We start from the raw sequence: 23935 nt of genomic DNA on the forward strand, positions 1-23935 counted from the left end.
GAATACCTGGAAATGACTGAATGAACCTTACTGAAATAATACTAATGGCAAATATAATCTCCTGCCCCGCTATCTAGGTTAGCCTTATTAAGGCGCAAGGATCTTTTAGATTTATTGATAACTTTTGATCGATAATTCTACTTAATATAAAATCAGCACAGGGTTTTACAAGCACATTAATATCATCCCAATATTCATCTTCCAAACCAATGCATATGTGTTTCGCTCTGTTCATCACGGGCTGATACATTTTAGGTAGACGATCAATCACCCAATCTGCTGCTATAGGTTTCGATCGAATCTCATTAGTTTCTAATGTACTCCAAATCCGTGCATAGGTTAGTAATACATTTCGAGTGTCCTGTTCAAGTTCCGCTGAAAGTCTATCAAGATCATGAAGCATCGCGTTTATAAAGTCGCTATATGGGACCGGGTCTAATAGTTGCTTAGGGCTTTCCCCCATCAATGTATGACTCTTCAATAAGACCTGCGTGATAATCAGCGCAAGATCCGGCATTGCACGATCAGACCATGGTTCAAAATTTCCCATTTCAAATGATGAGCGAAGCCATTCGCCATATTGGAAATCAAAAAGGGGTGGATAAATCCAAGGATTAATTGCGACCCTTTCCACAAGGGTCATTTCTATAGGTGGCTTCGTACTTTTCATGTAAATGCCTGATATTTGGAGTAGATGGTTAGTCAACTCCATCTTTTCTTTTGACGTTGTGGTACGATTTGTTACAACAAATAAATCAATGTCACTGTATTTTTGCAAACCACCTATAAGATAAGAACCATAAAGATAACTCCCAAAAGCTCTGCGCCTAAAATCTTTGTTAGTACCTCAAGACATTCATTGAGTTGTTGCTTTACATCACTGTTGTTTTCCATCATTAACACTCAGCCATTTTTTAAAATCCTTTAACAATGCTTCTGCTTGAGCAATACAAGTTATTACTGCACTCTCAGGAATAATATCGCCAGAATAATCTGCAATATTGCGTTGTTTACGCATAGCATCCAATATAATCACTGTTTTTTTATCAATACCTAAAGTCTGAGGCAATAACTGAATCATCGTTTGATGATGTCCTGGTTTAGAAGTCAAGGTTCGATATCCATGAGATTGAAGTGCTGCATTTGCTATTTGCATAATTGCTTTATAGGCAGCATCAAAGCGATTCTCCGCGCTAACCAAGTCAATTTTTGAATCCACAATATTACGTTCAGCAGCATGCAAAAGCCGATTTATGGTATCTGGGTGAGGTGGTATTTTTTCCAGGCTGATGCCAATTAAATTATCCAAGGTCATGTTCAGCTCCCATAATAAATAGCTTGGGATTATTTAAAACCTCCTGAATGAAAAGATCTTGTTTTTGTAAAGATGACTTCCATTGTTCCCTGGAATATATTTTGGGGTTAATTTCTCTCCCTAAACTCGCTTGGGCAGCATAAAGAGCTGCAACTGCTTCTGTAAAATCAACCTCACCAATAATAAGCACATCAATATCACTTCCAAGGTTTTCGGTTCCTTTGGCCACCGAGCCAAAAACAAAAGCTACTTCAATTTTTTCAGCTAATGGAGTTAAAAAATCAAACAACACATCCACCAAACCAGACGTTTTCTTTAAAATGCTTGAAAGCTCCGTATAAATAGGAAAATTTCGATTTGCTTGGTAATAAACTTGATTACCGCTCTGCTCGCGCAGAAGTACTTTGGATTTAGCAAGTTTGGATAGTTCTCGATGAAGTGTACCCGCTGTGGTATTCGTTAACCGCGCAATCTCTCGGACATGATAACGCTCATCAGGATGCAGCAATAAAAGTGCCAGCACACGCCGCCGATATTCAGAAAACAATATTGAAGTATCAAACATGATTTTTATGTTGAAGCCAACTAAGCTTCAATCATAGCCTAAAAAGCTACACCATTCAATCAGATAAATAAGAAAACCATAAAAAGAAATATCCGTTATAAATCAACTATCCACTGTATCAGTTTAACACGCAACCAATGACCTCAATGATCTTGTAGATATCGAAACTTAAGGGCTCAGTCTTGAGAAAGCATGAAATGGTATTTCCCAATTACGTAATTGTCTTATTGGAAATAAAATGGGGCCTTGAAATTAAAGTTCTTTTCAAAAATCAATAAACACCTACTTCTATTACCATGGCTTCATATTAAAAGGAGATGGGTTAAAAATTTCTTGTTCCCCATCCTCAGATGTATTATGTATCTCCTCATTAGCTTCTTGTTTGGAGAGTTGATTTTTATTAGACGGTCTTGGTTCTCTTGAAAGTGGACTTGCAGTAAGGCCTTGCTCTTTCGTTACCTCATCTCTTTCTTGTGCTTTCGGACTGGGTACGGGCACTAAATTATTTGCTAGCTGTTGAATAAATGCATCGTATAAAGCTAATGTGGGCATGGTAATGCGAAGAGAACATATGCTTCCCTCCTCATCTTGAAGGATTTGTATGCAATCATCAGAAAGATGATTTTCTTCTTTAAATTCATTGAATTCTTTTATAATCGCTTCCATGAATTTTTTTAATTCTTCTCTTTGTTCTTCAGTTAATTTACTAGGTTCACATTGTAATTTAATTGAAAGAGTCATTGATACGCGATCACTATCAACCAGCAATAATCCTTTGGCGATCAATTCCGCAATTATTTCTGGGTCAAAACCAGACTCTAAATCAAGTTCTTCTGAACCAAACACGCCTACCAATTCATCTTCAGACCCAACTGCTTTGCCAGGTTTAGTTAGGAATTTAACTTCACCAGGACTCGCTTTTTCCTCAGATGTCTTCTTATCAGAGGTGGCACTATCACCTCCGCTACCACCTGCGCCATGTCCGGAACAAAGGCGCTTAGGTGCGATTTCTTTAAAACAAGTCCCGCAGCGTACTTTTGCACCTTCCTCAGCAGCCTCTTTTTTTTCTGCTTCCTTTCTAAATTGTTGTAAAGCTAATGCTATAGAGGAGGTTTTGGGTTCATCTGCCGTTATGGATTCAAGGACAGGCTGATGTTGTTCTTTGTCTTTTTTCATGAGAATACTCCAGTGCAAGTTCATAATGGTTTCATCCGAATAAAGATTTACTTATCTGTTATTATACCGAGTTAAAAAAACCCAATTGTATATATAATGTACATTAATTGGGTTGCTCGTTTCTTCGACTTAAAACATCGAGTACATAATCCCAAATTTTACCTGCTACATTAATTCCTTTCCCATCAGATGGATTGAGATGTAATTCAATGTAAGGGAAGCTATTATTTTCAATAATTCCAAATTGTTGCTTATGCCATGGAAGAGAAATGTCCTGACAAATAAAATCAAGACCTGTAAGCGGTATATTGAGTATTTTATGTACTTTTTCCAATAACAGTTTATTCTCAGGATGTATCAGGTCGATAACAGTACTGATTTTTGCACCACTACTCATAGTAACTTTTTTGGCAATAAAGATTTGTTGTCCTTTGTTTATTACCGTATTAAGAGCAACTCCTTGGGCTGCCAAAATTTTCATTAAGTTGCTATTTCGAGTAATTTTGTAGGGATATTCACCATGTCCTTCTTTCCACGTAACTTTATTTTTTTTATCAATTAACTCTTGAAGTGTAGTTACACCATCGCCAACAATGCTCTCAGGTTGTCGTCTCACACAAGCGATTAATGAATCATTAATAATTAATGACCGATAAACATCACCAGGAATGTGTTTTTCAACCAGCACGCGAAAATCAACCTGCTTTACTATTTTTATCGCTTCTTTTAATTCATTTGGAGTTTGAATAGTACATGAAGTATGAATACTTAGAGATTCAGATAGTGGCTTAACCACAAGAGGAAATCCCAATGAGATACCATAGTTGTAGGCGTTTTTGCTGGAAATAAAAACCCTCCCTAAGGGGCAGGGAATTTGGCTATCTAATAATTTTTTCTTGAGGCTCCATTTATTATCATATTTAGTATCCTCATCAAAGCGTGTATTTTTTTGAGAAATAAGAGAGATTGGAGTCTGTATGAAATAATATTTTTTCCTATTGTAGACCAACTTAAAATACAGAGTATGCAAGTTAGATTCCTTAAAATTATACAGCTCTAGCCCTCTTTTTTGTGCTTCATCCCAAAATGCAAGGACACTGTTATTGAATTGTTTCCTATCAATGGTCTGAGTCTTGGTATATAGTTTTATTTTTTGGAAAATATTAATGACCAACTGATTTAATAGGTTATTGAATCGTAAAAAATCCTGCTCTGATAGGAGAAAGAGTTTAGATAAAAGATAGATAAATGGATTGAATATAAAATAATGGAATAAATTAAAAAATTTTCTTCGAAAATGAGAACGTTTTTCGGGATAGCAATGCTCACAATGTTTATTGTCCATATACGCTGTGGGAACAGGTTTTAATGATTTGCAAATGTCACGTGAAGATTTGATTTCTTTATGTTCATCAAAATTTTTAACATAAGCGCTCATAATTTATCTCCACAGATTCGCCCATTAGCTATCATTATATCGAGTTAAAACAGATCAATTGTATATAAAATGTACGGATGCGCCGTGTGTTTGCTTACCTACTGATATCTATGTAACACTGAACTTAAAAATCAATTCAGACTAAATTTGTTTAGAGAGTTTTCTTATTTAAAGAGGCTTAGACAGAACGAATGAAAGATAAATCAATATTGCTTGTAGAAGATAACGTTAAGTTAGCAAATTACCTCAAAGAAAGCTTACAAGAAGCAGGTTATGATGTTTCTATTGAAAAACGTGGTGATAGATCGGTCTATCGCATCATTCGTGAGCAACCTTGCCTAGTAATATTAGATATAATGCTTCCTGGCATGAATGGAGATCAAATATGCCATACCATTAGAGATGAGTATTTGGGGAAAATACTCATGCTAACAGCAATTAATGATATTGAAAGTGAAGTATCCTCTTTAAATTTAGGAGCAGATGACTACTTAACTAAACCTGTTGCAGACGAGGTTTTGAAAGCAAGAATAGAGGCATTGTTACGTCGACCCAATTTAGTTAATAATCAAAATCAATTTCACTTTGGCAATTTTTCTATCAATTTTAGTACTAAGAGTGTTCAGCTCTTTGATGAAGAAATTTCAATAAGTACCAGTGATTTTGAAATGCTTGCTTTGTTGGTTAAGAACCATGATAGGTTGCTGAGTCGAGATAGCATTATGTATGCTCTTTCTGGGCATGAATATGATGGGGTTGATAGAGGTATCGATTTAAAAATATCACGTTTAAGAAAGGCATTGAATGATAATAATAAAAAGCCCTATCGTATAAAAACAATTCATAAAAAAGGATATATATTTGTATCAGCGGCTTGGGAATAAATATAGATCTCAGCCACCAATCTTATGTAAGACTTATCAAAAATAGTGAAAAATTCTTTTGCCTCGACCTTGGGATTTTTCGTCCAGTTATGAAAGCTTCACCCAATATATCGCAAATCTATAATCATTTACCCTCGACAAAAGTATCATTTTAGAACGCTTGTACAATATATATACATATGAGCCGAGTGTTTTTGATAAAATCAACCTATTATTTTAAGTAATAGTCGAGATGAGCCATGAAAGACGCTGCAATAGAAATCTTAATATATAAACCAGATCCAGATCATCCACTGCCTGAAAATCAGAGAGGTGTGGTGATAAATCCTCACTTAAAACAACGGTTCAAGCAATTTGTTCCAATTGGCGTCTATTTAGAAGGCCCTGATTTGAAGTATTATTTTTTCGATCAGTGTGATAAATCCCCAAAAATCTATAGTAGTTTGGATGAACTCAAACGAGACTTACCGGAAGAACTAGACAATATATTTGAGAAAAACCCAAAATTATTTATTATGGGCCATGCTGGTGGTGGCGAATATGGTATGGGTAATTGCCATGGCCCAAGTGAGCAGTTATATGATGATAATTTTGATAATTTATTACATGGTTTTAAACGAGCATTGCCCGCACATCATGGTGAAGTTTTTGTGACTTTAGAAGGTTGTAATACAGACAATCAACTTAATGCTGCAGCAAACTCACAGGAAAAAACATTTTTAGAAAGAGTGTCAGTGAAACATCCAGAAATCACGTTTGGTGGAACTGGACCATGGGATGCGCAAGATGTACAGACCGGCTTCCGATCCCTTTCGCCGGCATCCCCTATCACATCGATGGCAGGAAATATTTGGAAGGCTGGAAACAGTGTTATTTTTCATCATGGTGAATATCAAGTTGCCGTTCGAAAATCTTTATTTGCCTCAACACAAACAGCTAAAGAATTAAAAGTTAACACCCTAGAATATGCCCGTGCAATTCTAGGTAAAGACGAAGCCGATGAACTGATAGCAAAAATCGCTTTAAATCGAGATATTCTAAGCATTCAAGATTTAAAGAAAATTGATAGTTTTCCAGAATTGCGATTTGAAGGAGAAGATGTTGCAAAGTTTGTTGAACAGGAAAACCAAATATTAGGTAAAGAACAAGAAAATTATTTAAACCGTGTCCGTGATATCTTAGGTCGGGCGGATCCTATAGAACAACTGACACATAGAGATGTACTAGAACTTCTCTTAGGTTTAAAAGAACCTTCTGTATTTAAAGGTCATGAAGACTTGCTCGAGTCAATTCTAGCTAATAAAGCTTTGTTAAACCTGGCAATGGTAAGTTGTGGAAAAGTCCTTATTGGTGGCCCAAGTAATGATGGCGTCATTGCTTTATTATTAAAACATGGCGCTGATATTAATAGTACTGATAAAAAAAGCATGACGGCTTTGCACTATGCGGTACAGAATTTTTATAATTATAGAAAAGAGCCCTTACATCTCATTAAAAAGTTAATAGAGTGTGGTGCTAGTCTTGAAGTGCGAAATGAAAAAGGACAGACTCCTATCGAGACAGCGCAAGAACATAGCAAAGATGGACGAGTGACTGCTAGTGATAAGCTTCTCGCATCTTTGAAATCTAGCAATTCGCCACCAACTCCCTTAGAACTAAAACAATCTGTTAGACAAATATTTCAGATGAGTCAACACAAGGCTGATGAACTACTTTCATTACCTATTGCGAAACGTGAATATAGCAAATGTAGTGAAGGCACTCTTTATATTCCTGGAGATGTAGTGGAAAAATTGCATGGAATCTTGCAATCTGCAAAGGGGAATAATGAACTATTATCGGCGTTTGAATCAGAGCTTAGTATGGTTATCAGTGCTCTTGAAAAAGGTATTGGAACTGGAGAAGTGGTTGATGGCGAGGAAGATGAATTCATCCCTAAACGTTTTGAAAATGCAAAACTCCAGTTAACAGCGGTTATGGACGCACTGGTTGAGATGAAACAAGAGATCGATACTTCAAAAGATGCTAAAGTTGGGGCCAACTTCCAAAACTAAAATCTTAATCGCTAAGAATATCTTGGAAGTACTATGGTGAATCGAGCACCTTTTAATATCGGTGATTGTGTAGCCATGACCTTTCCTCCGTGGAGATTAACAACTTTTTTAACAATAGCTAATCCTAACCCAATATGTTTATCTCCAATTCCGGAGTTTTCGGCAATTGTATATTCAGAAAAAATGTCATCCGCACCATCATCCGGCAAGCCTGAGCCATCATCGTCTACGTGAATTAAAATATGACTATTATCCAGCGAAATGGTTAAAGAAATAGTGTGCTCTGCAAATTTCATAGCATTTGTAATCAAATTGGTAACAGCATGTTTTAAATTATTTTCATCTATGTATGCTTTCAAAGAATTTAACTCATTAGTATGAAATGTAATTTCAAATGTCGATGAAGAATAAGACTCTAATAGCTTTCTTAACCATACTATTATATCGGTCTCAGACTGTTTTAATTTCAATTCGTTTGAATGCATTTTTGAGTAAATCAAAAAAGTGCTGACGAGGCGATTCATATCTGCAATATCTTCTTGTATGCTGTTTAGCTGTTTATTGAGTAATACATCTTCAGCATTTTTCCTTTTGATACTATCCGTCGCCATTTGTATGGTTGACAAAGGGGTCCTAATTTCATGCGCGACAAACCGGCACAATTGTTTATGTGATTCAATCAGTTCTTTTAATTGCTCACCCATGTGGATGATATTTACATACAGCCCATACAAAATAGAGGTGGTACCTATTTTCCGATGAAAATCAAAGTTCCCTTGACTGAAATTTTTAGTTATCTGATACACCTTTTTCATATTTCTAACAAAAAGCAATGAAAAAAAGGCAATAAGACAAAGGGATAAAAAAAAGAAAGTCCCTATAAAATAATACATAACATCACTGATTCTTGCCATAACGGGCAGATAGCTTAGTGGGCCAATTTTGAGTATTCCACCACTAAAACTATAATAGAGAATAACAATTTGTGACGAGTTTTTATTGGTTTCAAATACTAAACGCTTTGTTGATAAAGAATTAATTATATTACCTGGTAAGTGTTTACTTTTAGTTTTATAAACATGAAGAGGAAAACCATATATTTTTTCTAACTGTAATAGTTCATTACTCCATGTATTTTTTGATTTTGATAATAAATGTTGAACGATTTGTATTAAAACAGGATTCATATAATTAAAAATAATTTCGCCAGGATCTGAAAAATTGTAAGCTAATGCATACGGGGTATTACCAATTTTTTTATACGCAGTATGTTCTACAATTACCTCGTTTAGAAATTGATAGGTTGTACCTGATAAAAAAATGATTTCACCATTATTTAATTGATTATTCTGCTTCAGGGTGAGTTTTAGACTGTCGATTACTATAAGATGAATAAGATTATCTGTTTTTTTCTTTATTATTGCATCCCAGTTTGATTTCGGATTATTAATTAACTCTTTTTCTAAACTAATTAAAAGTCCTTGTGACATCGTTTGTCCTGCATTAACAATTATCTTTGTCTCAACTGACTTTAAATATTTAAAAAATGCCAAAACAAGAATTAAAAAAATCACGAAGAACGCAGTCAAAATTTTAATATAAATATTAAATTTCATTACTATGCACTCTAAATAAGAATAATAGATGCCTTTTCACAAGAAATACTCTGGATTATCTTTGATAATTTCAATATCTAATTCTGGCATAATTATCCTACGTTTTGTCACTCTTTATAACTCTTGTAATTAGCCTATTTAAGGCATTCAAATTATCGATATTCGTTATGGCCTCATCAAATAATGATAAAGTCTCTGGATCGTGTGTTTCTAAATACTTGAATGCTTTTTTTGGACCTTGATAACGCAATTCTTTGAATACAAAATAATCCTCTAGAATTGTGAAGATTGACCAAATATGGCGATATTTCCCTTCTAAATCTCTAGTATACGCCCTTGCCAGCATTTTTTGATACCACACTCTACGTGCTGTAATTTCATCAGGAGGGAGGGACTCAGGCAATATTAAAAAAGCAGAGAGTTTTTTTAATAACTCTGTGCCAAAATAAGCTTTTTCAACAACAACGATGCCATCTGACATACATAAATGTTCATCAGAAATTGAATCAAAAGCATTCTCTGGATAAACAAAAATATCATGATAAACTTGATGTGCTTCATCAAAGCGTGCAATTCGTTGCTTATCTCCTTTTTCCCTAATCCCTGCAACATCATAATCACTGGTTACTGTGAAGTCTCCTCGTGCGCGCGAGCCATATAAAATAATTGTATGGCAATGATGTAAAGATATTAATTCATCAACAATGAATTGCAGAACAGCATCATTTTCTAATGATATTTTCTTTTGTGTCATTTCCTTACCTTCTTACTTTGTAACCATAATACCAACGGCTCCCTGTGGTGGAACTGGTTTGAACCGTATGATCTACTCCTGCTGGAATCAATACTTCTTCTCCAATAGCAGGTTTTAACGTTTTATTGCCCATGGTTAAAATCCTTCCAAATTTGACCTGGGGGATCTTCCCAAAGCTCAAAACTAAAGCCACGAGAGCGCCAATTGCTCTCAATTATTGTTGTATCCAGCATTTAGGCTCATTATTTAAAATCATTCTTTAAATTTTACACCACTGGAGAGCATCAACACCACAACCAATGACTTCAATGATCTTGTGTCGAGACTGAAGGCCTCTCTTTATTTAAATTTGACTTTTAGGGACTTTGAATAAGACAGACAGGTATCGCACTAATTCCATGTTGGCTTTATCTTCAATAGAAGGTGCCGCGATTTTTATCTTGAGTTCCCCTCCAACAGCACCTACTACTTGATTGCATTTGGCGCCGGGTTGAATAAGCAAACTAAGAATTAATCCATTATCCTTTTGTTTATACCCCGGATATAGGTAAATCATCTTGCTGTTCCATTATTTTATCCTGCTTTTACTATTCTATTGAGACTCGCTTTTTTATGTATAATATTCTCTGGGTAACTATTTAAAGGGAAGTTTTTTATGTTAAGTAAGACTTATATTTTTCTCGTCATTTTTTATGCATTTTAACTTCCAAAAATGAATAATCTACTACCACTTTTCAAATGGGGAACCGATTACCTGGTTTCTAATGGCTACTCAATAGAGCGCTCGCCAGAAATTGTATTGTCAACACCGTGGTCTCATGTGATCCGATTTGCAACATCAACAGAGAATTTTTATTTAAAACAAACACCACCATCTTTTTTTCTATCTAATGAGCCCAAAATCATTCGAGTATTGTCATCCCAATTCCATGCCAATGTGCCCGATATAATTGAAATTAATGAGGATTTACATTGTTTTCTAATGAGGGATGCGGGTATTTCTTTGCGTCAAACGCTTAAAACCAACTTCAAGCCAGAGCTATTATGCCAAGCAATAAAACAATATGCCACAATTCAACGCAGATCTGAAGAGTGTATCGCTACGTTTCTCAAACTTGGTGTACCCGATTGGCGATTAAATCAATTACCCTTTCTTTATGATCACATCTTAAAGCAAACTACTTTTTTAAAAGCAGAGGGACTCACCGATAAAGAATTACAAACACTACACGCCCTAAGCCCGAAATTTTCAGCACAGTGCAAATTATTAGCAAGCTTTAAGATTCCTGAAACCATTGGTTATCACGATTTTCATGATAAAAATGTTCTTCTTGATCCAATTACTAAAAGAATGACTTTTGTTGATTGGGGCGAGACCGCTATCCTTCATCCATTTTTTTCGTTACAGACCTGTTTAGAACAATCGATTACTCACCATGGAGTAACAGAAGGTGATTCAACCTACCTGAAATTTCAAGATGCTTGCTTCGAAAATTGGCTAGGATTAGCGACAGAAAAACAACTGTTAAATGCATTCATTGTTGCCAAACAGATCCGGCTATTTTGGAATATACTCGCATCTAACCAGTTTATGCTCAGTGTGGATCGCCAGGCCTACAAGGCCTATTATCCCAATCAACCTAGTCCGATAGCAGGTGGTTTTAAAGCACTTCTTGAAGGCATCCATTAGTCCCAAAAATTAAGTTACTATTAGAAATAATCATAATAAGCAGCTTATTAGTTCTATAAGTATTCATGATATACTACTGGCATAATTTGGCAGCAGTATCTTGTCCCGAACTGAACGTTTGTTTGATTTAATTCAATTATTACGACGTCACCGATTACCCGTGAGTGGCAAAAAACTTTCAGAAGAATTAGGCGTAAGCCTACGCACTCTGTACCGAGATATAATAACCTTACAATCCTTAGGCGCGCCCATTGAAGGTGAGCCCGGTGTTGGTTATGTGCTTAAATCTGGTTTTATGTTGCCTCCTTTGATGTTTTCAGATGATGAAATTGAGGCAATGGTGCTAGGGTCAAGTTGGGTTGCACAACGAGCGGATACTCAACTTAAAATCGCAGCTCAAAATGTGCTTGCAAAAATTTCAGCAGTCCTTCCTACTGAATTAAAACACCAACTAGAAACTTCAGGACTCTTAGTTCCCCCAGGAAAATGTGCCGAAAGTAAAGATAGTGATCTTATTCTCATTCGCAAAGCGATACGTTTAGAACGAAAAATCGAATTAGAATATCAAGATCTCCAAAACAATCATTCGACACGAATACTCTGGCCTATCGCGCTCGGCTTTTTTGATGAAGTGCATCTCATGGTGGGTTGGTGTGAACTAAGGCAGGACTTCCGTCACTTCAGAACCGATAGAATTATTCAATTATCCATTAAAGAACAAAAATATTCCGAACGCCGACAATCCCTTTTAAAGAAGTGGCGCACCCTACATAACATTCCCCAATCCTATTGAATGATGCTGACAAAAACTGTCATCCGTATGTTTTATATTCTCCAATGAATTTAGCGAAATAAAAAACAGGAAAAATCATGACATTCGACCCCAATTTAGTTCTATTTTATGTGAGCAATATAGAAAACAGTACTCATTTTTACTCAGAATTGCTCAATGCTCAGCCTATCCACACTGAGCCTGATTACGCCATGTTTTTATTAAAATCCGGTTTGCGATTGGGATTATGGTCTCAAAATTCTGCGTTACCTGCACCAACTGCATTAGGTGGCGGTAGCGAACTCGCTATTTTGGTTCCCGATGAGCAAGCCGTTGATGAACTTTTTAGAAATTATCAAACTAAGAATTTTAAAATGATACAAGAACCAACACCGATGGATTTTGGTTATACGTTTGTAACCTGCGACCCAGATGGTCATCGAATTCGCTTTTTTTCAAAGAACGGATCATGAACCAAAACTGGCTGGCTGTCGCCTGCGCGTCCCACGTGCAAATTGGAGTGGAAGGAGGGTTTATGCAAGTTTGCTACGGTAAACTTGCACCTCTAAAGAGAATAAAAGCGGACGATTGCATCATTTATTACTCGCCGACGCTGCACTTTAAAGGCATTGAAAAACTGCAAGCATTTACGGCAATTAGAATCGTTCTACCAGGTGAGCCCTATCAAGTGGATATGGGTAATGGTTTTCATCCATTTCGACGAAATGTACTTTGGGCCAATAAAAAGATTGATGTTTCGATACACACGCTTATTGAATCGCTCGAATTGACAAAAAATACCAAGAATTGGGGATACCCATTTCGTTTTGGCCTATTAAAAATCAGTGAAGCGGATAAACGCATCATTGCCAATGCCATGCAGGCTTATATTAATTAAAAACTTCTACTTTGGAGCCTTATATGACTGTTATTATACCCCAATTGACCCAGATTCAAGAATTTAAAGTAACTGGAATGAGTGTAAGAACAAAAAATGAAGAGGATTTTAATCCCAAAACTGCACGAATACCTCATCTTTGGGAGCAATTTCTTGATTCAAAAATCAAAACACAACAAGATAGCCCCGTTTATGGCGTGTATCACCATTATGAGTCCGACTCATCAGGGTACTATACAGTTACTGCTGGGATAGGAATTGTGAATGAATCCAAAGCTACGCACTTGGATAGAGTCACTATAAACGCGGGCAACTATCTGGTTTTTAAAGCAATTGGGCCTAATCCCTCAGCAATCATTAATGCCTGGCAAACTATTTGGAGCTATTTTAATGAAAAGCCAAAATACGAAAGAATCTACCTCACTGATTTTGAGCTCTATAAAACGCCTCATGAAAGTGCAGTATACATAGGCATAAAATAACTAACATAAGATATTAACTATGACAACAACTCTAAATAAAACCGAAATGATGGAGTCACTCAAAACACTTAGAAGCGAGCTCGAGTTACTTAAAAAGCCTTATTCGCAGCCAAAAACAATCTATTATAAAACGGGGCCGGGAGATTATGCAGAGCATGACCAATTTATAGGTGTAAGCGTCCCTGAATTAAGAAAAGTCGCCAAACGTTATCAAACCGTATTACCCTTTTCTTTGTTACAAGAGTTGTTGTATTCATCTATTAATGAAGAACGCTTATTAGCGCTATTAATGTTAGTAACTCATTATCAAAAAGGAGATATAGACCTCAAGCAAACGATTTTTCAATTTTATTTAACTCATATCAATCAGATTAATAACTGGAATTTGGTTGACGCTTCAGCCCATTGGATTGTTGGGGCGCATTTATTAGATAAGGACAAAACACTCCTCTTCACCCTTGCAGAAAGCACTAACCTTTGGGAAAAACGTATCGCCATTGTCGCCACTTGGTATTTTATTCGAAATAATCATTTTGATTGCACTCTTAAACTTGCAGAAAAACTGCTATGCGACGATCATGATTTAATTCATAAGGCCGTAGGCTGGATGTTACGAGAAGTAGGAAAACGTAACCAAGCTATCCTCATCGAATTTTTAGATAGCCATGCTTATCGAATGCCAAGAACCATGCTGCGCTACGCCATTGAACGATTGATGCCAATAACGCGAAAAAGTTATTTATTAGCTAAGCCAATCGAATGCATTTAGAATCATGGTTGTTCATGAAATAAAGCAATTAGTTCTTTACTGGAAGAACATCCTAAGGACTCCATCAATTTAGCAATCATTCCTTCAACTGTTCTGTAAGAAACATGAGTTTCACGCGCAATTTCTTTAGCTGTTTTTCCTTGTGCCAACAACTTCAGGTATATGGCTTGTTGTTCAGTTAGCTCAACTTTCGTGTGAAATTCCTTATGGTATAAAGTAAAATCTTTTTTCTCCAAAATTGATGTTAGGTTTTTTTGGGGTAACATTTCTTCATTCCCCACCACAGCCGTCACAATACAACGTGTATGCTCCTCTAATTTCCCATCATCACCATGCATAGTGAGTGTAGCAACCTCTTTATATAAATTATCTCGCTCATCATGTAGTTGCTCAAAAAAATCGCTCAAACTTGGTATAGGCAATAAACTTGTAGTATTGCGTGCAGTACGATCGATTTGGACCGGAGTACTCACATCCAAAAATACAGTCATTTCATCGTGCAATAACTGACGATTTTTTAATGACAAAACAACGCTGGAATCCGTTGTCACAATGATATGCTCTTGGGTGCAAAGGGAAGTTAATATATCAAACTGACATTCATAAAAAGCATCACTCCCAGGGCCTCCAAGTATTTCCCACACATGTCGTCCAACATGGAACTCTAACCCCAAATCCGCATCGACAAATCGCCACCCTAATGATTGAGACACAGACTTTGCTAATAATCCTTTACCCGCACCATGATGACCAACAATAAAAATTCGTTGAGGTTGATTCATTCTTACTATCTCCTAAAACTAAATGATGTAATAATTATACAAATAGACCATAAGATGCATCAATACGTAGAACTACGTGAGTATTGAGTATAGGATTATTATTCTAATCTAACAGAAAAATTAATTTTGGGAAAAATAGCAGTATTTTTTTCTTCCAAGCATTCACTTGAGAGTACACTGATTGATAAGATAACAAGCAAAACATTGCTAACAATTTCTATGAGTAAATATTCTATGCCCAACTATCTGCATCTCGCCCTGAAATCCGAACGACTTCAGTTAATCCCTATTTCACTAAACTATGCCGAAGAGTTGTGCAAAGAATTTACCGCTGAAATTACAGAACATATGTGGCCAAGTGCTCCGAAAACTCAAGAAGAAATTAACCAGCATATTTCTGAACAACAAATCAAAATGCAGGAAGGCACTGAAATCGCATTAGTCATTTTAAACGAAGAAAACCAAGCTTTTTTAGGATATGCCTGCCTGCACCAAGCGAATACGAAAACACCCGAATTAGGTATTTGGTTAAAGAAAAGTGCTCATGGATTTCACTATGGTTTTGAAACAATTAATTTATTAAAAACATGGGCTGAAACTAATCTTGTTTATGATTATCTAAAATATCCAGTTGTAAGACATAATATCCCAAGTCGCAAACTTGCCGAAAAAATGGGTGGCATCATTCAAGATGAATACATCAAAACAAGTGAATCAGGCAAGTTGCTTGATGAAGTAGAATATCGATTTTATGGTGTACCAATGACAAATACACAACCCATGAATATTACTGAAAGCTTAGTGCGCGAGCTCATTGCTCAGCAATTTCCACAGTGGAGTCATCTGCCTATTCAAGCTGTAAACAATAGCGGTTGGGACAATAGAACCTTTCACCTAGGTACAGAAATGCTCATTCGTATGCCAAGCAGCGCCGAATACGCAGGACAAGTGGAAAAAGAGCAAGCATGGTTACCCCAATTGGCCCCACATCTTCCTCTTCCGATACCCGCACCGCTTGCGATGGGAAAACCCAGTACCCTGTATCCTTGGAAGTGGTCCATTAATCATTGGCTTCCTGGAGAAACAGCAGCGGTTACTCCCATTAATGATTTACCTGAATTTGCACATGATTTAGCTCTATTTCTTAAAGCGCTCCAGAGCATCAATTCAATAGGCGGTCCTCTTGCTGGGCCCCAGAGTTTTTATCGTGGTGGTGATTTAGCAGTTTATGATTCAGAGACACACAAAGCCATCGAAAATTTGAAGGACAATATAGATTTTCATTCTGCAACACAAGTTTGGGAAAAAGCACTCTCCACCTCATGGCAAAATCCACCAGTATGGGTCCATGGTGATGTGAGTGTTGGCAATTTATTGCTTTCTCAAGGAAAATTAAGTGCGGTTATCGATTTTGGCCAACTCGCAATCGGCGATCCTGCTTGCGATCTTGCTATTGCCTGGACACTATTTGAAGGAAAAAGTCGGAGCATTTTTTTAGAAACACTAGAACTTGACTCAAAGACTTGGGAACGAGGACGTGCCTGGGCTTTATGGAAATCAATGATGTACCTTGTGAATCAACAAACAGAGATGAATTTTGAAGCAAAAAGAGCATTGCGCACAATTCATGAAGTGATCGAGGATCATAGGAAACTATCATGAAGAATCCTCACATAGAATGGGCACTTAGTGCCTTAAACAATTTAGGATTTCAAATTGAACCCACCAAGCCCGAAATAATTCTCGATACAGCTTGGTCAGAAGTGTGTCGCTTTCAAACGAACTTTGGATTGGTTTATTTGAAGAAGGTTCCTTCTGCATTGTCATTAGAAACCAACGTCATTCAGCTATTGCAGCAACAATTCAATGCTCCTGTTCCGCAAATCTTGGCTCATAATCAGGAACTAAACTGTTTTTTAATGCAAGATGCTGGCATTCCTTTACATGATGTCTTTAAACAGGAATTTAGACCTAACCTTTTAATTGATGCCATTCATCATTACACAAAGCTGCAGATAGACTCAGCAGATAAAATAAACCTCCTTCTTGATTTAGGCGTCCCTGATTGGCGCCTGCAACAATTGCCAAGACTTTATAACCAATTAATGAATGAAGAAGAGTTATTAATTGGCGATGGATTAACTCAAAAAGAATTAAAACAATTAAAAAATTTAGAGAGTAAATTACAAATTCTTTGTGACCAATTAGCCAGTTTCAAAGTGCCTGATACTTTTGGCCATGCCGATTTTCATGATAAAAATATCTTAGTGAATCTCAATACTCATCAAACCACGCTGATTGATTTAGGGGAAGTTGTTATTACTCATCCTTTTTTCTCATTCGTTAATTGTTTGTATCGTGCAACAGAACATTTAAAACTACCAAGCAGTCAATATAAGAAATTACAGGAGGATTGTTTTAAAAACTGGCTCTCGATAGAGTCCTCTGCGCATTTGCTTGAGATCATTGCAATTATTGAACAATGTTGGGCTATACATGCGGTGTTGGGCGAGTATCGCCTAATTAAAAGCATCGACCCCATCGCATCAATAACACTGTGTCGACAAGGCCGATTTGCTGGAAAATTAAGAGCTTGGATAGAACAATAAAGCGCTATTATTGACGGACCAACCGGATATTTTCTCTACCAAAAGGACTATTTTCTGTGGAGCGATAGGGGTTAATATCCAATCCTCCTCGCCGAGTATAACGTCCATAGATTGATAATATTTCCGGTTTGCAACAGTTCATAATATCCACAAAAATCCGTTCAATACATTGTTCATGAAACTCGTTATGATTTCTAAAGGAAACAAGGTATTTTAATAAGCCTTCTTGATTAATCTTTTTTCCTTTATACGCAATTTGTATGCTTCCCCAATCGGGTTGATTAGTCACCAAGCAATTTGATTTTAATAGGTTAGAATACAATCTTTCTTCCACTAACTCGTTTTGAACACTAAGAAATGATGGCTCAACCAAATAGACAGAGCATTCAACATCGAGATGGTCAATGCACTCACCTTTCGGTATTTGTGATACAGCGTAGTGTTTTGCTTGTTCCAAAAGATAAATTTTAACTGAAACTGGAGCTTCTATACGTGCTTCTAAATCATTTTTTATTGTATTTTCTAACTCACTAATACTTTTTATTTTGGTATTATTGAATGAATTAAAATAAAGTTTTAATGACTTGGATTCGATGAGTTTGGGCGAGTTACAATCATAAAAAATTTCACCAATCCCAACCATCGGTTTACCTTTTTCGTTGAGCCAAGAGACTTCATAATGATTCCAGCAGTCAAAACCCACAAAAGGAGGATGGGGGCAGGATCAATGCCAATTTCTTGTCGCTTACCTGCTCTGGGAATAGGATAGAGTCGATTGGGATTATAGGTGGAATCATAGTCTGATTTTTTACCTAACTCTGATTCATTAACGGATTGATATTTTTTTAATACAGCATCGCTCATAGTATTTAACTCCAATATTTCAATAATTTTTGCACTACTTTGCCAATTGATTGGCTGGTTTATTTCCAGTTGACTGGCAATATACGTTAACAAAGAGGCTGCTTCATTTATTTTATTAGCCTTTTCACTCAATTCGCGGGCTTGAAGGCTCATTGATGCGGCCAGATTAAAGTTTGGATTCGCAAGGATTTCTTTAATAGTAGATAAAGAGAATCCAAGGAATTTTAAGGTGATAATTTGTTGTAAAATAAGTAAATCAGTTTCAGAATACAAACGATAGCCAGAATCAGAGCGCTTTGTTGGTTTTAACAAACCTACTTCATCATAGTATTGCAATGACCGAATTGAAAGAGAGGTCATTTGGCTGATTTCTTTAATTTGATAATATTTCATAAGCATCATCTCCTTAATTGATGATTCTAAGCTATCACGCAACGTGAGGGTCAATAGTCATTTTATTCAAGAGAATAAAAAAATTGTTTGTTTCATGTTAAGATGTGCCGCTTCATAGTTATATTTACTGCATAGTGGTTATTATGAGCCCAAATACTATTCAATTAAATCAAAATCATGGGGGACCACTCCACTACCTCGGAAATAGGTACCTCACTCTTCCAGATTTAACAGGACATATGTCCCCTGATACCAGCTGGTTGAATGAACATTTCTCTGTATTATTGGCGAATAATAAAGGCCAAAAATACAAGAAAGCTATTGAGCCTTTTTCAGGTTCTGCTTCTTGGAGCTTGGCTGCAATGGAGGTTGGCCTTGCAGAAGAATATATTGTCAATGACAGCAATAAAGTTCTGATTAATATACTTCAATTAATTAGAGACAATCCTACGCTTGTTAAAACCTCTTATGCTGCGTTAATAGAAAAATATGATGTTTCCCTATCGAAGAAAGATTTTTTCCTTAAAGTGATTGAGAATTACAACCAGACAACTGATGAGGAAAAACCATTATTGCTCCCCTTTATCATCAATCATTCATGGGGAGGAATTCTTTTTTATGATAAAGAACTGAATATTATCTATCGCGAAGGTGAATTATTTGAAGGAAAAAACGCCAATCGATTTCTTGAACATGCAAATTTGTCGTTGGAAATGTTCTTGTGTGAGATTGACCGAGTATCTAACCTTCTTAATGTAAATCAAGTTTCATTCAGAAGTGGTGATTTTATGGACGTGATTTCGATCGCGACACCTGGTGATTTTGTGGCGCTGAATCCTCCTTATCCAGAGAATGAGCACTCAACGTTTGAAAAAGCTGGGATGTATACTGAACTTTATTCACCTGAAAAACTGCACCAAAATTTGGTTCACATCGTTCACTATCTTGAAAGCCAAGGTATTCATTATTACATGACTTATGGGTTTTATAATCCCAAATTCAGAAACTACGTCTTAGCTAATAAGAACCAGCAACCAATTAATTACTTTCGTGTTCTCGGTTATAAGCATTGTGCTTTTGGAATAGGCCTTGATCAGATGTACTTTACTTCCCAGTTTTCAATTCCCAAAAGGATAAACATATTCAAAGCAGAAGAGGTTTTAGGGAACCAAGATTTAACACCTGAAGAAGCACTAGAACAATTTAAACGACTTTCAAAAAAATGTTTTGCTGTTATTTACCGAGCCTTTATTAAGCCTGGGCTTGAGATGGAGTATCAAAAGGCCTGGCATCAGGTCGCTTCCTATTTTGTGCAATATCGCGGAGCGTTAGGTTCTTGCCTGCATAAAACTAACGATGGTATGTGGCTTGCCTATTCTCGTTGGCCAGATAAAGCGACTCGAGATGCTTCTTGGCCAGGCGACAATGCACCATCTGAGATGTTACCTGATGACATTAAAAAAGCGCTTATAACCATTCAAGAGAGTATTGATCAAACGCAAAAACTACCCGAAATTACTATGGAAGTTATCGATGATTTATTGTATTCAAACTAATTTTAGAAGATATAACTCATGAATCAAGCCGCAAATTACCAACTAGAGCTTGTTATAGACCCCAAGCTACTAGAACAGCAAGATAAAATTATTCGTGATGGGATAGTAAATTTTAATGCTCCTTTTACGGGAACCAAACCAGAGCGTTACTCAATCTATGTGAAAGATAACGAAGGTACTATTATTGGCGGTGCTATTGTATATGCTCATAAAAGCTCAATATACGTTGATGTCCTCTGGGTTAATGAAGAATACCGTGGTCTTGGTATTGGTGCTGAGATATTACGCAACGTTGAAGTCGAAGCAATTAAACGAGGGATTCCAGCATCAACATTAGATACTTTTTCTTTTCAGGCAGAAGGGTTTTATTTAAAACAAGGCTATCAGCATTTAGGAACAATTAACAAATACCTAGAAGGACATGATCGGATCTATTTGAGAAAACAATTGAAGAAAGAGTAAAGGCATATCCCCCATAAAAGAAATATACCTTGAAAAAGAACAGAACAAACGAAGCATCTATTTTCCGAAGTTGATCTTTTATTGGAACTGATCGTAAAAATTCATAAATGAATTAGAAAGGAAAGGGAGGTAGCTGACTCTTATCTCTAAGCCAGAATGGATGATGCCATTCTTCATAGATAGAAACTGGCATATTGCTTTGCTTAAATTCATCAAAAGATAAGCCGCAAAGAATCCATTTAAGGAATTCCCCGCAAGTTTCTGGACTTATTAAGTGACCGGACTGATAAGCCTCATCAAACATTTTATGCAAATGAAATGAAGTTGTTTCTCTTAAAATTTTTTGAATTCTTGTATCCACTTCCCCTGGAATAACACAAAACACACCGATATTTTTCTCGGCTAACTCTTTTCTCACAATAGCCGTTACTTCATCCAAACCTGCTTTACTGGCACAGTATGTTGAACTTTCTTTAAGTTTCAAAGTGGCTGCCCTTGATGTAACAAATAAAATCCGAGACTTCTCAGGCATCCCTACCGCGAGAAGTGCTGTTAGTTTCATGGGAGCTAATAAATTAACCTGGAACACTGCGTCAATACTGTCACAATCATATTCAGTTAACGGACGTGGAGGGCTTTTCATTCCTGCATTATGAACTAAAAGATGAAGCGGTATATCAGATTCATTAATAATTTTTGCAACCTGTTCAATATCACTATTGCGGGTAAAATCCGATTGAATGGGAACAAAACGAGGAAATAGCGCTTTAGTATTCATCATGAAGCATTCCTTGAAACTTAAGTTAATTTCGTGCGATATGGTAATCAAAGTTGAATAAAGTTAACAGTTTATTCTTAATTCACGTGTTACTAATTGAGTTAATTCTGTAATACTCGCCTTGACTTGAATAATAGTAGGCAAAACCTGAAGAACCTGTTCAACACCAATATTCTGCTGCTCGCTATCAGAGCTAAAAGAACGCTCTATATTATACACCAGCCAATTGATCCAATTACCAAGAACACCATAAAAGGCGGCCTCTAAATGATCCTGATTTATAGTTAATCCAGATGATGCATATATTTTTAGCATTTTTATAAATAAAGATTTATGAAAAAATGGGGTAGTAATTCCACTCCAATCAAGAGCACAATTGACTATTTCATAGGTAGGATTAAGTTTTCGCGCAGACTCCCAATCGATGAGAAATGGAGTATCATTTTTATCCCATAAAACATTTTTTTGATCCAGATCGCCATGGGTTACTACACTACTACTTTGTAAAATAGGTATTACTTTTTGATAGAGCTCATTAAGCTCAATTATAATTCGTTGATTACTTTTTAATTGCTCTTTAAACACCAAATTTTGGCTTGCTGACTGGTCTATTAACACACTAATTTTTTCATTGGTATGAATATCAAATTCTTGAGTGCTTAGTTCAGGGACATTAAGATTAATACAATGAATTTTTGCCAAAAAGGCAGCTATTTTAAGTGCATGCACCTCAGATATAGCGTCTTTATTTAATGCTTTTGCTGCTATCCAAGGATAAACAAGAAAAGCTTCATCTTCCGAAAGGATTAAATAATTATTTTCTATTTTTAGAGCATGGATTGCAGGTATCGTATGCTTGGAAAATAGGAAGGCTATCTCTTCTGTCAATTCATATTGGGATTTAACTTCTTCAGTCAATTGGATCCTGCTATTGAGTTGTTTTACAGCAAACTGCGAGCCATTGCACTCCAGATACCACATTTTATGTAAAAGACCGCCATAGACTCTTTGAGGCAAGTCACAAGGTTGGTTTATCTTTAATTTTTTACAGATTGTTTCTAGCTGACTTCTATTCACTATGAACCGCCTTAAGAATGCCTTGTGTTTCTAACTCTTCATTAAAAAATTTAACAAAAAATGTTTTGCTTAACTTGGGATTTTTTTTATTGATTCTCGTAAATTCTGCTGTAAAACCGCATTTCTTATAAAATTCTGGCGCTTGAAATGCACTAGTCACTAAATTGATATTATTAAAGCCCTGACCTTTGAAATGATGTTCTAGAGCAAGCAATAACTGCTTACCATACCCTTTACCACGATAAGCGCTATCTACCCAAATATCATCCACATAAATTTCAGAAAATGCTGTATAGGCATTAATCACCCCAAAAACTTCTCCTTGGGCAGAAGAAATAGTCACTGAAAAACATCGATAATTGACGTCGATACCATGCTGAGCCTCATAGGCAACAAATCCCTTTGTCATTCGGTTTTCTGTTGTCTCATCAAGCTCATCAACAAATTGGATTTGATATTCTTTCTTGCTTTCTAAAGGTTCCCCTACATTCTGTACATTACTATCAAAACGAAAAATAACTCGCTGAGGCTGATGTGGATCATAATTGACTGTTTTAATTTCTTCCTGGAAATTACCCATTGTAATTTTTGCAATAGTTTTGCGCCAAAAGTTAAGCGCTGGCTTATTTTCCGGAATCACAGAAATTTCCCATAAGCCTGGATGCATGTTCCAAAGTTCAGAGGAAACCAAAAAACCTAAACCTTTGCCTTGAAACTTTGCAGTAATGAAAAACTCGCCCATATTCCACATAGTATCTGGGTAAATTCCTTCTTGATTTAATAGGGCAAAACCTGCTAATTCATTACCTACTTTAATCAGAAAGGCTTTTCTTGTCGGCTCTTCAAAGTATTTTTTAAAATCGAAGCTTTCATAAAGGCCATCGGGAGGCAAAGCCCAATCCTCTGAAATAAAACCGCAGTCACGAGAGAGTTCATATACATAAAATCGTGCCATATTTTGGATGATAGGATAATCATCTAATGTTGCTGTCTCAATTTTT

25 protein-coding genes and 2 pseudogenes are annotated in these 23935 nt (G+C 36.3%); 12 read left to right on the forward strand and 15 right to left on the reverse strand.

The genetic code is table 11. From position 1 onward, the window contains the following. Positions 1-73: 73 nt before the first annotated feature. From Lani_RS16245 to Lani_RS16265, 5 genes are all read right to left on the reverse strand, one after another. The gene (locus Lani_RS16245; RefSeq protein ID WP_019350459.1) at positions 74-670 is read right to left on the reverse strand and encodes an aminoglycoside adenylyltransferase domain-containing protein; all 597 of its coding nucleotides are present in this window, start codon (positions 668-670) and stop codon (positions 74-76) included. Positions 671-877: 207 nt separating this feature from the next. Then, positions 878-1315, reverse strand: coding sequence for a DNA-binding protein (locus tag Lani_RS16250; protein WP_019350461.1), 438 nt, complete (start codon positions 1313-1315; stop codon positions 878-880). After that, positions 1302-1880, reverse strand: a complete 579-nt coding sequence (locus tag Lani_RS16255) for a nucleotidyltransferase domain-containing protein (protein WP_014845064.1) — start codon at positions 1878-1880, stop codon at positions 1302-1304. Before Lani_RS16255 ends, Lani_RS16250 begins: the two co-directional genes overlap by 14 nt. Before the next feature lie 291 nt (positions 1881-2171). Then, positions 2172-3056, reverse strand: a complete 885-nt coding sequence (locus Lani_RS16260; protein ID WP_014845063.1) for a hypothetical protein — start codon at positions 3054-3056, stop codon at positions 2172-2174. A gap of 103 nt (positions 3057-3159) precedes the next feature. Next, positions 3160-4494, reverse strand: coding sequence for a hypothetical protein (locus tag Lani_RS16265; protein WP_014845062.1), 1335 nt, complete (start codon positions 4492-4494; stop codon positions 3160-3162). A gap of 191 nt (positions 4495-4685) precedes the next feature. Between Lani_RS16265 and Lani_RS16270 the strand changes: the two genes are divergently transcribed. After that, on the forward strand, positions 4686-5378 hold the full coding sequence (locus Lani_RS16270) for a response regulator (RefSeq protein WP_014845061.1): 693 nt from the start codon (positions 4686-4688) through the stop codon (positions 5376-5378). Between the two features lie 239 nt (positions 5379-5617). After that, on the forward strand, positions 5618-7432 hold the full coding sequence (locus Lani_RS16275) for an ankyrin repeat domain-containing protein (protein WP_014845060.1): 1815 nt from the start codon (positions 5618-5620) through the stop codon (positions 7430-7432). Between the two features lie 11 nt (positions 7433-7443). Here the strand turns inward: Lani_RS16275 and Lani_RS16280 are convergent, their stop codons facing one another. The 4 genes from Lani_RS16280 to Lani_RS16290 all read right to left on the reverse strand — a co-directional run bounded on the left by Lani_RS16280 (position 7444) and on the right by Lani_RS16290 (position 10358). Further along, a complete protein-coding gene (locus Lani_RS16280; RefSeq protein WP_014845059.1) occupies positions 7444-9048 on the reverse strand; it encodes a sensor histidine kinase in 1605 nt (534 codons plus the stop codon). A 97-nt stretch (positions 9049-9145) separates the two neighbouring features. Further along, positions 9146-9802, reverse strand: a complete 657-nt coding sequence (locus Lani_RS16285; RefSeq protein WP_014845058.1) for a nucleotidyltransferase domain-containing protein — start codon at positions 9800-9802, stop codon at positions 9146-9148. Between the two features lie 4 nt (positions 9803-9806). After that, positions 9807-9935, reverse strand: a complete 129-nt coding sequence (locus Lani_RS21065; protein ID WP_255464427.1) for a hypothetical protein — start codon at positions 9933-9935, stop codon at positions 9807-9809. 210 nt (positions 9936-10145) lie between these two features. Continuing rightward, positions 10146-10358 carry a DUF167 domain-containing protein gene (locus Lani_RS16290; RefSeq protein WP_014845057.1) on the reverse strand — a complete coding sequence of 71 codons (213 nt, stop codon included), beginning with the start codon at positions 10356-10358 and terminating at the stop codon, positions 10146-10148. A gap of 156 nt (positions 10359-10514) precedes the next feature. Between Lani_RS16290 and Lani_RS16295 the strand changes: the two genes are divergently transcribed. From Lani_RS16295 to Lani_RS16320, 6 genes are all read left to right on the forward strand, one after another. Then, entirely contained in the window at positions 10515-11492 is a 978-nt protein-coding gene (locus Lani_RS16295; protein ID WP_014845056.1) for an aminoglycoside phosphotransferase family protein, read from the forward strand. A gap of 100 nt (positions 11493-11592) precedes the next feature. Then, positions 11593-12285: a helix-turn-helix transcriptional regulator gene (locus tag Lani_RS16300; protein WP_014845055.1), complete on the forward strand. Its 693-nt coding sequence runs from the start codon at positions 11593-11595 to the stop codon at positions 12283-12285. Positions 12286-12362: 77 nt separating this feature from the next. After that, on the forward strand, positions 12363-12737 hold the full coding sequence (locus Lani_RS16305) for a VOC family protein (RefSeq protein WP_014845054.1): 375 nt from the start codon (positions 12363-12365) through the stop codon (positions 12735-12737). After that, positions 12734-13162 carry an EVE domain-containing protein gene (locus Lani_RS16310; protein ID WP_014845053.1) on the forward strand — a complete coding sequence of 143 codons (429 nt, stop codon included), beginning with the start codon at positions 12734-12736 and terminating at the stop codon, positions 13160-13162. Before Lani_RS16305 ends, Lani_RS16310 begins: the two co-directional genes overlap by 4 nt. A gap of 23 nt (positions 13163-13185) precedes the next feature. Continuing rightward, positions 13186-13644 carry a GyrI-like domain-containing protein gene (locus Lani_RS16315; protein WP_014845052.1) on the forward strand — a complete coding sequence of 153 codons (459 nt, stop codon included), beginning with the start codon at positions 13186-13188 and terminating at the stop codon, positions 13642-13644. 19 nt (positions 13645-13663) lie between these two features. Then, positions 13664-14413 (forward strand): DNA alkylation repair protein, encoded by a 750-nt coding sequence (locus Lani_RS16320; RefSeq protein ID WP_014845051.1) that lies wholly within the window; start codon positions 13664-13666, stop codon positions 14411-14413. Positions 14414-14415: 2 nt separating this feature from the next. On the opposite strand, the gene Lani_RS16325 is transcribed toward Lani_RS16320, so the two are convergent. Further along, complete coding sequence (locus Lani_RS16325) at positions 14416-15195, reverse strand: shikimate kinase (RefSeq protein WP_014845050.1); 780 nt, start codon at positions 15193-15195, stop codon at positions 14416-14418. 234 nt (positions 15196-15429) lie between these two features. On the opposite strand from Lani_RS16325, the gene Lani_RS16330 reads away from it, so the two are divergent. Together Lani_RS16330 and Lani_RS16335 are read left to right on the forward strand one after the other, a co-directional pair. Then, the gene (locus Lani_RS16330) at positions 15430-16857 is read left to right on the forward strand and encodes a GNAT family N-acetyltransferase (RefSeq protein WP_019350464.1); all 1428 of its coding nucleotides are present in this window, start codon (positions 15430-15432) and stop codon (positions 16855-16857) included. Next, positions 16854-17804 (forward strand): aminoglycoside phosphotransferase family protein, encoded by a 951-nt coding sequence (locus Lani_RS16335; RefSeq protein ID WP_014845048.1) that lies wholly within the window; start codon positions 16854-16856, stop codon positions 17802-17804. Before Lani_RS16330 ends, Lani_RS16335 begins: the two co-directional genes overlap by 4 nt. A gap of 7 nt (positions 17805-17811) precedes the next feature. Here the strand turns inward: Lani_RS16335 and queF are convergent. Further along, positions 17812-18668, reverse strand: a pseudogene (gene queF, locus Lani_RS16340) (NADPH-dependent 7-cyano-7-deazaguanine reductase QueF). A 240-nt stretch (positions 18669-18908) separates the two neighbouring features. Beyond that, a pseudogene (locus Lani_RS20950) lies at positions 18909-19070 on the reverse strand (MerR family DNA-binding transcriptional regulator); the annotation flags it as partial. Positions 19071-19204: 134 nt separating this feature from the next. Between Lani_RS20950 and Lani_RS19940 the strand changes: the two are divergent. Continuing rightward, the gene (locus tag Lani_RS19940) at positions 19205-20617 is read left to right on the forward strand and encodes a DNA adenine methylase (protein ID WP_019350465.1); all 1413 of its coding nucleotides are present in this window, start codon (positions 19205-19207) and stop codon (positions 20615-20617) included. An 18-nt stretch (positions 20618-20635) separates the two neighbouring features. Beyond that, complete coding sequence (locus tag Lani_RS16350) at positions 20636-21079, forward strand: GNAT family N-acetyltransferase (RefSeq protein ID WP_014845044.1); 444 nt, start codon at positions 20636-20638, stop codon at positions 21077-21079. Positions 21080-21191: 112 nt separating this feature from the next. Here the strand turns inward: Lani_RS16350 and Lani_RS16355 are convergent, their stop codons facing one another. The 3 genes from Lani_RS16355 to Lani_RS16365 all read right to left on the reverse strand — a co-directional run. Beyond that, positions 21192-21860, reverse strand: coding sequence for an SDR family oxidoreductase (locus Lani_RS16355; protein WP_014845043.1), 669 nt, complete (start codon positions 21858-21860; stop codon positions 21192-21194). 60 nt (positions 21861-21920) lie between these two features. Beyond that, positions 21921-22934, reverse strand: a complete 1014-nt coding sequence (locus Lani_RS16360; RefSeq protein WP_014845042.1) for an aminoglycoside phosphotransferase family protein — start codon at positions 22932-22934, stop codon at positions 21921-21923. Continuing rightward, the coding region (locus Lani_RS16365) for a GNAT family N-acetyltransferase (RefSeq protein ID WP_058388712.1) at positions 22927-23935 on the reverse strand (1009 nt) is incomplete at its 5' end. The genes Lani_RS16365 and Lani_RS16360, both read right to left, overlap by 8 nt.

Origin of the sequence: Legionella anisa (assembly GCF_001467525.1) — a bacterium.
GTDB lineage: Bacteria > Pseudomonadota > Gammaproteobacteria > Legionellales > Legionellaceae > Legionella > Legionella anisa.

Coding starts and splice junctions, on each gene's coding strand:
- Lani_RS16245 (WP_019350459.1), bottom strand. CDS start 670: ATGAAAAGTACGAAGCCACCTATAGAAATGACCCTTGTGGAAAGGGTC.
- Lani_RS16250 (WP_019350461.1), bottom strand. CDS start 1,315: ATGACCTTGGATAATTTAATTGGCATCAGCCTGGAAAAAATACCACCT.
- Lani_RS16255 (WP_014845064.1), bottom strand. CDS start 1,880: ATGTTTGATACTTCAATATTGTTTTCTGAATATCGGCGGCGTGTGCTG.
- Lani_RS16260 (WP_014845063.1), bottom strand. CDS start 3,056: ATGAAAAAAGACAAAGAACAACATCAGCCTGTCCTTGAATCCATAACG.
- Lani_RS16265 (WP_014845062.1), bottom strand. CDS start 4,494: ATGAGCGCTTATGTTAAAAATTTTGATGAACATAAAGAAATCAAATCT.
- Lani_RS16270 (WP_014845061.1), top strand. CDS start 4,686: ATGAAAGATAAATCAATATTGCTTGTAGAAGATAACGTTAAGTTAGCA.
- Lani_RS16275 (WP_014845060.1), top strand. CDS start 5,618: ATGAAAGACGCTGCAATAGAAATCTTAATATATAAACCAGATCCAGAT.
- Lani_RS16280 (WP_014845059.1), bottom strand. CDS start 9,048: ATGAAATTTAATATTTATATTAAAATTTTGACTGCGTTCTTCGTGATT.
- Lani_RS16285 (WP_014845058.1), bottom strand. CDS start 9,802: ATGACACAAAAGAAAATATCATTAGAAAATGATGCTGTTCTGCAATTC.
- Lani_RS21065 (WP_255464427.1), bottom strand. CDS start 9,935: ATGGGCAATAAAACGTTAAAACCTGCTATTGGAGAAGAAGTATTGATT.
- Lani_RS16290 (WP_014845057.1), bottom strand. CDS start 10,358: ATGATTTACCTATATCCGGGGTATAAACAAAAGGATAATGGATTAATT.
- Lani_RS16295 (WP_014845056.1), top strand. CDS start 10,515: ATGAATAATCTACTACCACTTTTCAAATGGGGAACCGATTACCTGGTT.
- Lani_RS16305 (WP_014845054.1), top strand. CDS start 12,363: ATGACATTCGACCCCAATTTAGTTCTATTTTATGTGAGCAATATAGAA.
- Lani_RS16310 (WP_014845053.1), top strand. CDS start 12,734: ATGAACCAAAACTGGCTGGCTGTCGCCTGCGCGTCCCACGTGCAAATT.
- Lani_RS16315 (WP_014845052.1), top strand. CDS start 13,186: ATGACTGTTATTATACCCCAATTGACCCAGATTCAAGAATTTAAAGTA.
- Lani_RS16320 (WP_014845051.1), top strand. CDS start 13,664: ATGACAACAACTCTAAATAAAACCGAAATGATGGAGTCACTCAAAACA.
- Lani_RS16325 (WP_014845050.1), bottom strand. CDS start 15,195: ATGAATCAACCTCAACGAATTTTTATTGTTGGTCATCATGGTGCGGGT.
- Lani_RS16330 (WP_019350464.1), top strand. CDS start 15,430: ATGCCCAACTATCTGCATCTCGCCCTGAAATCCGAACGACTTCAGTTA.
- Lani_RS16335 (WP_014845048.1), top strand. CDS start 16,854: ATGAAGAATCCTCACATAGAATGGGCACTTAGTGCCTTAAACAATTTA.
- Lani_RS19940 (WP_019350465.1), top strand. CDS start 19,205: ATGAGCCCAAATACTATTCAATTAAATCAAAATCATGGGGGACCACTC.
- Lani_RS16350 (WP_014845044.1), top strand. CDS start 20,636: ATGAATCAAGCCGCAAATTACCAACTAGAGCTTGTTATAGACCCCAAG.
- Lani_RS16355 (WP_014845043.1), bottom strand. CDS start 21,860: ATGATGAATACTAAAGCGCTATTTCCTCGTTTTGTTCCCATTCAATCG.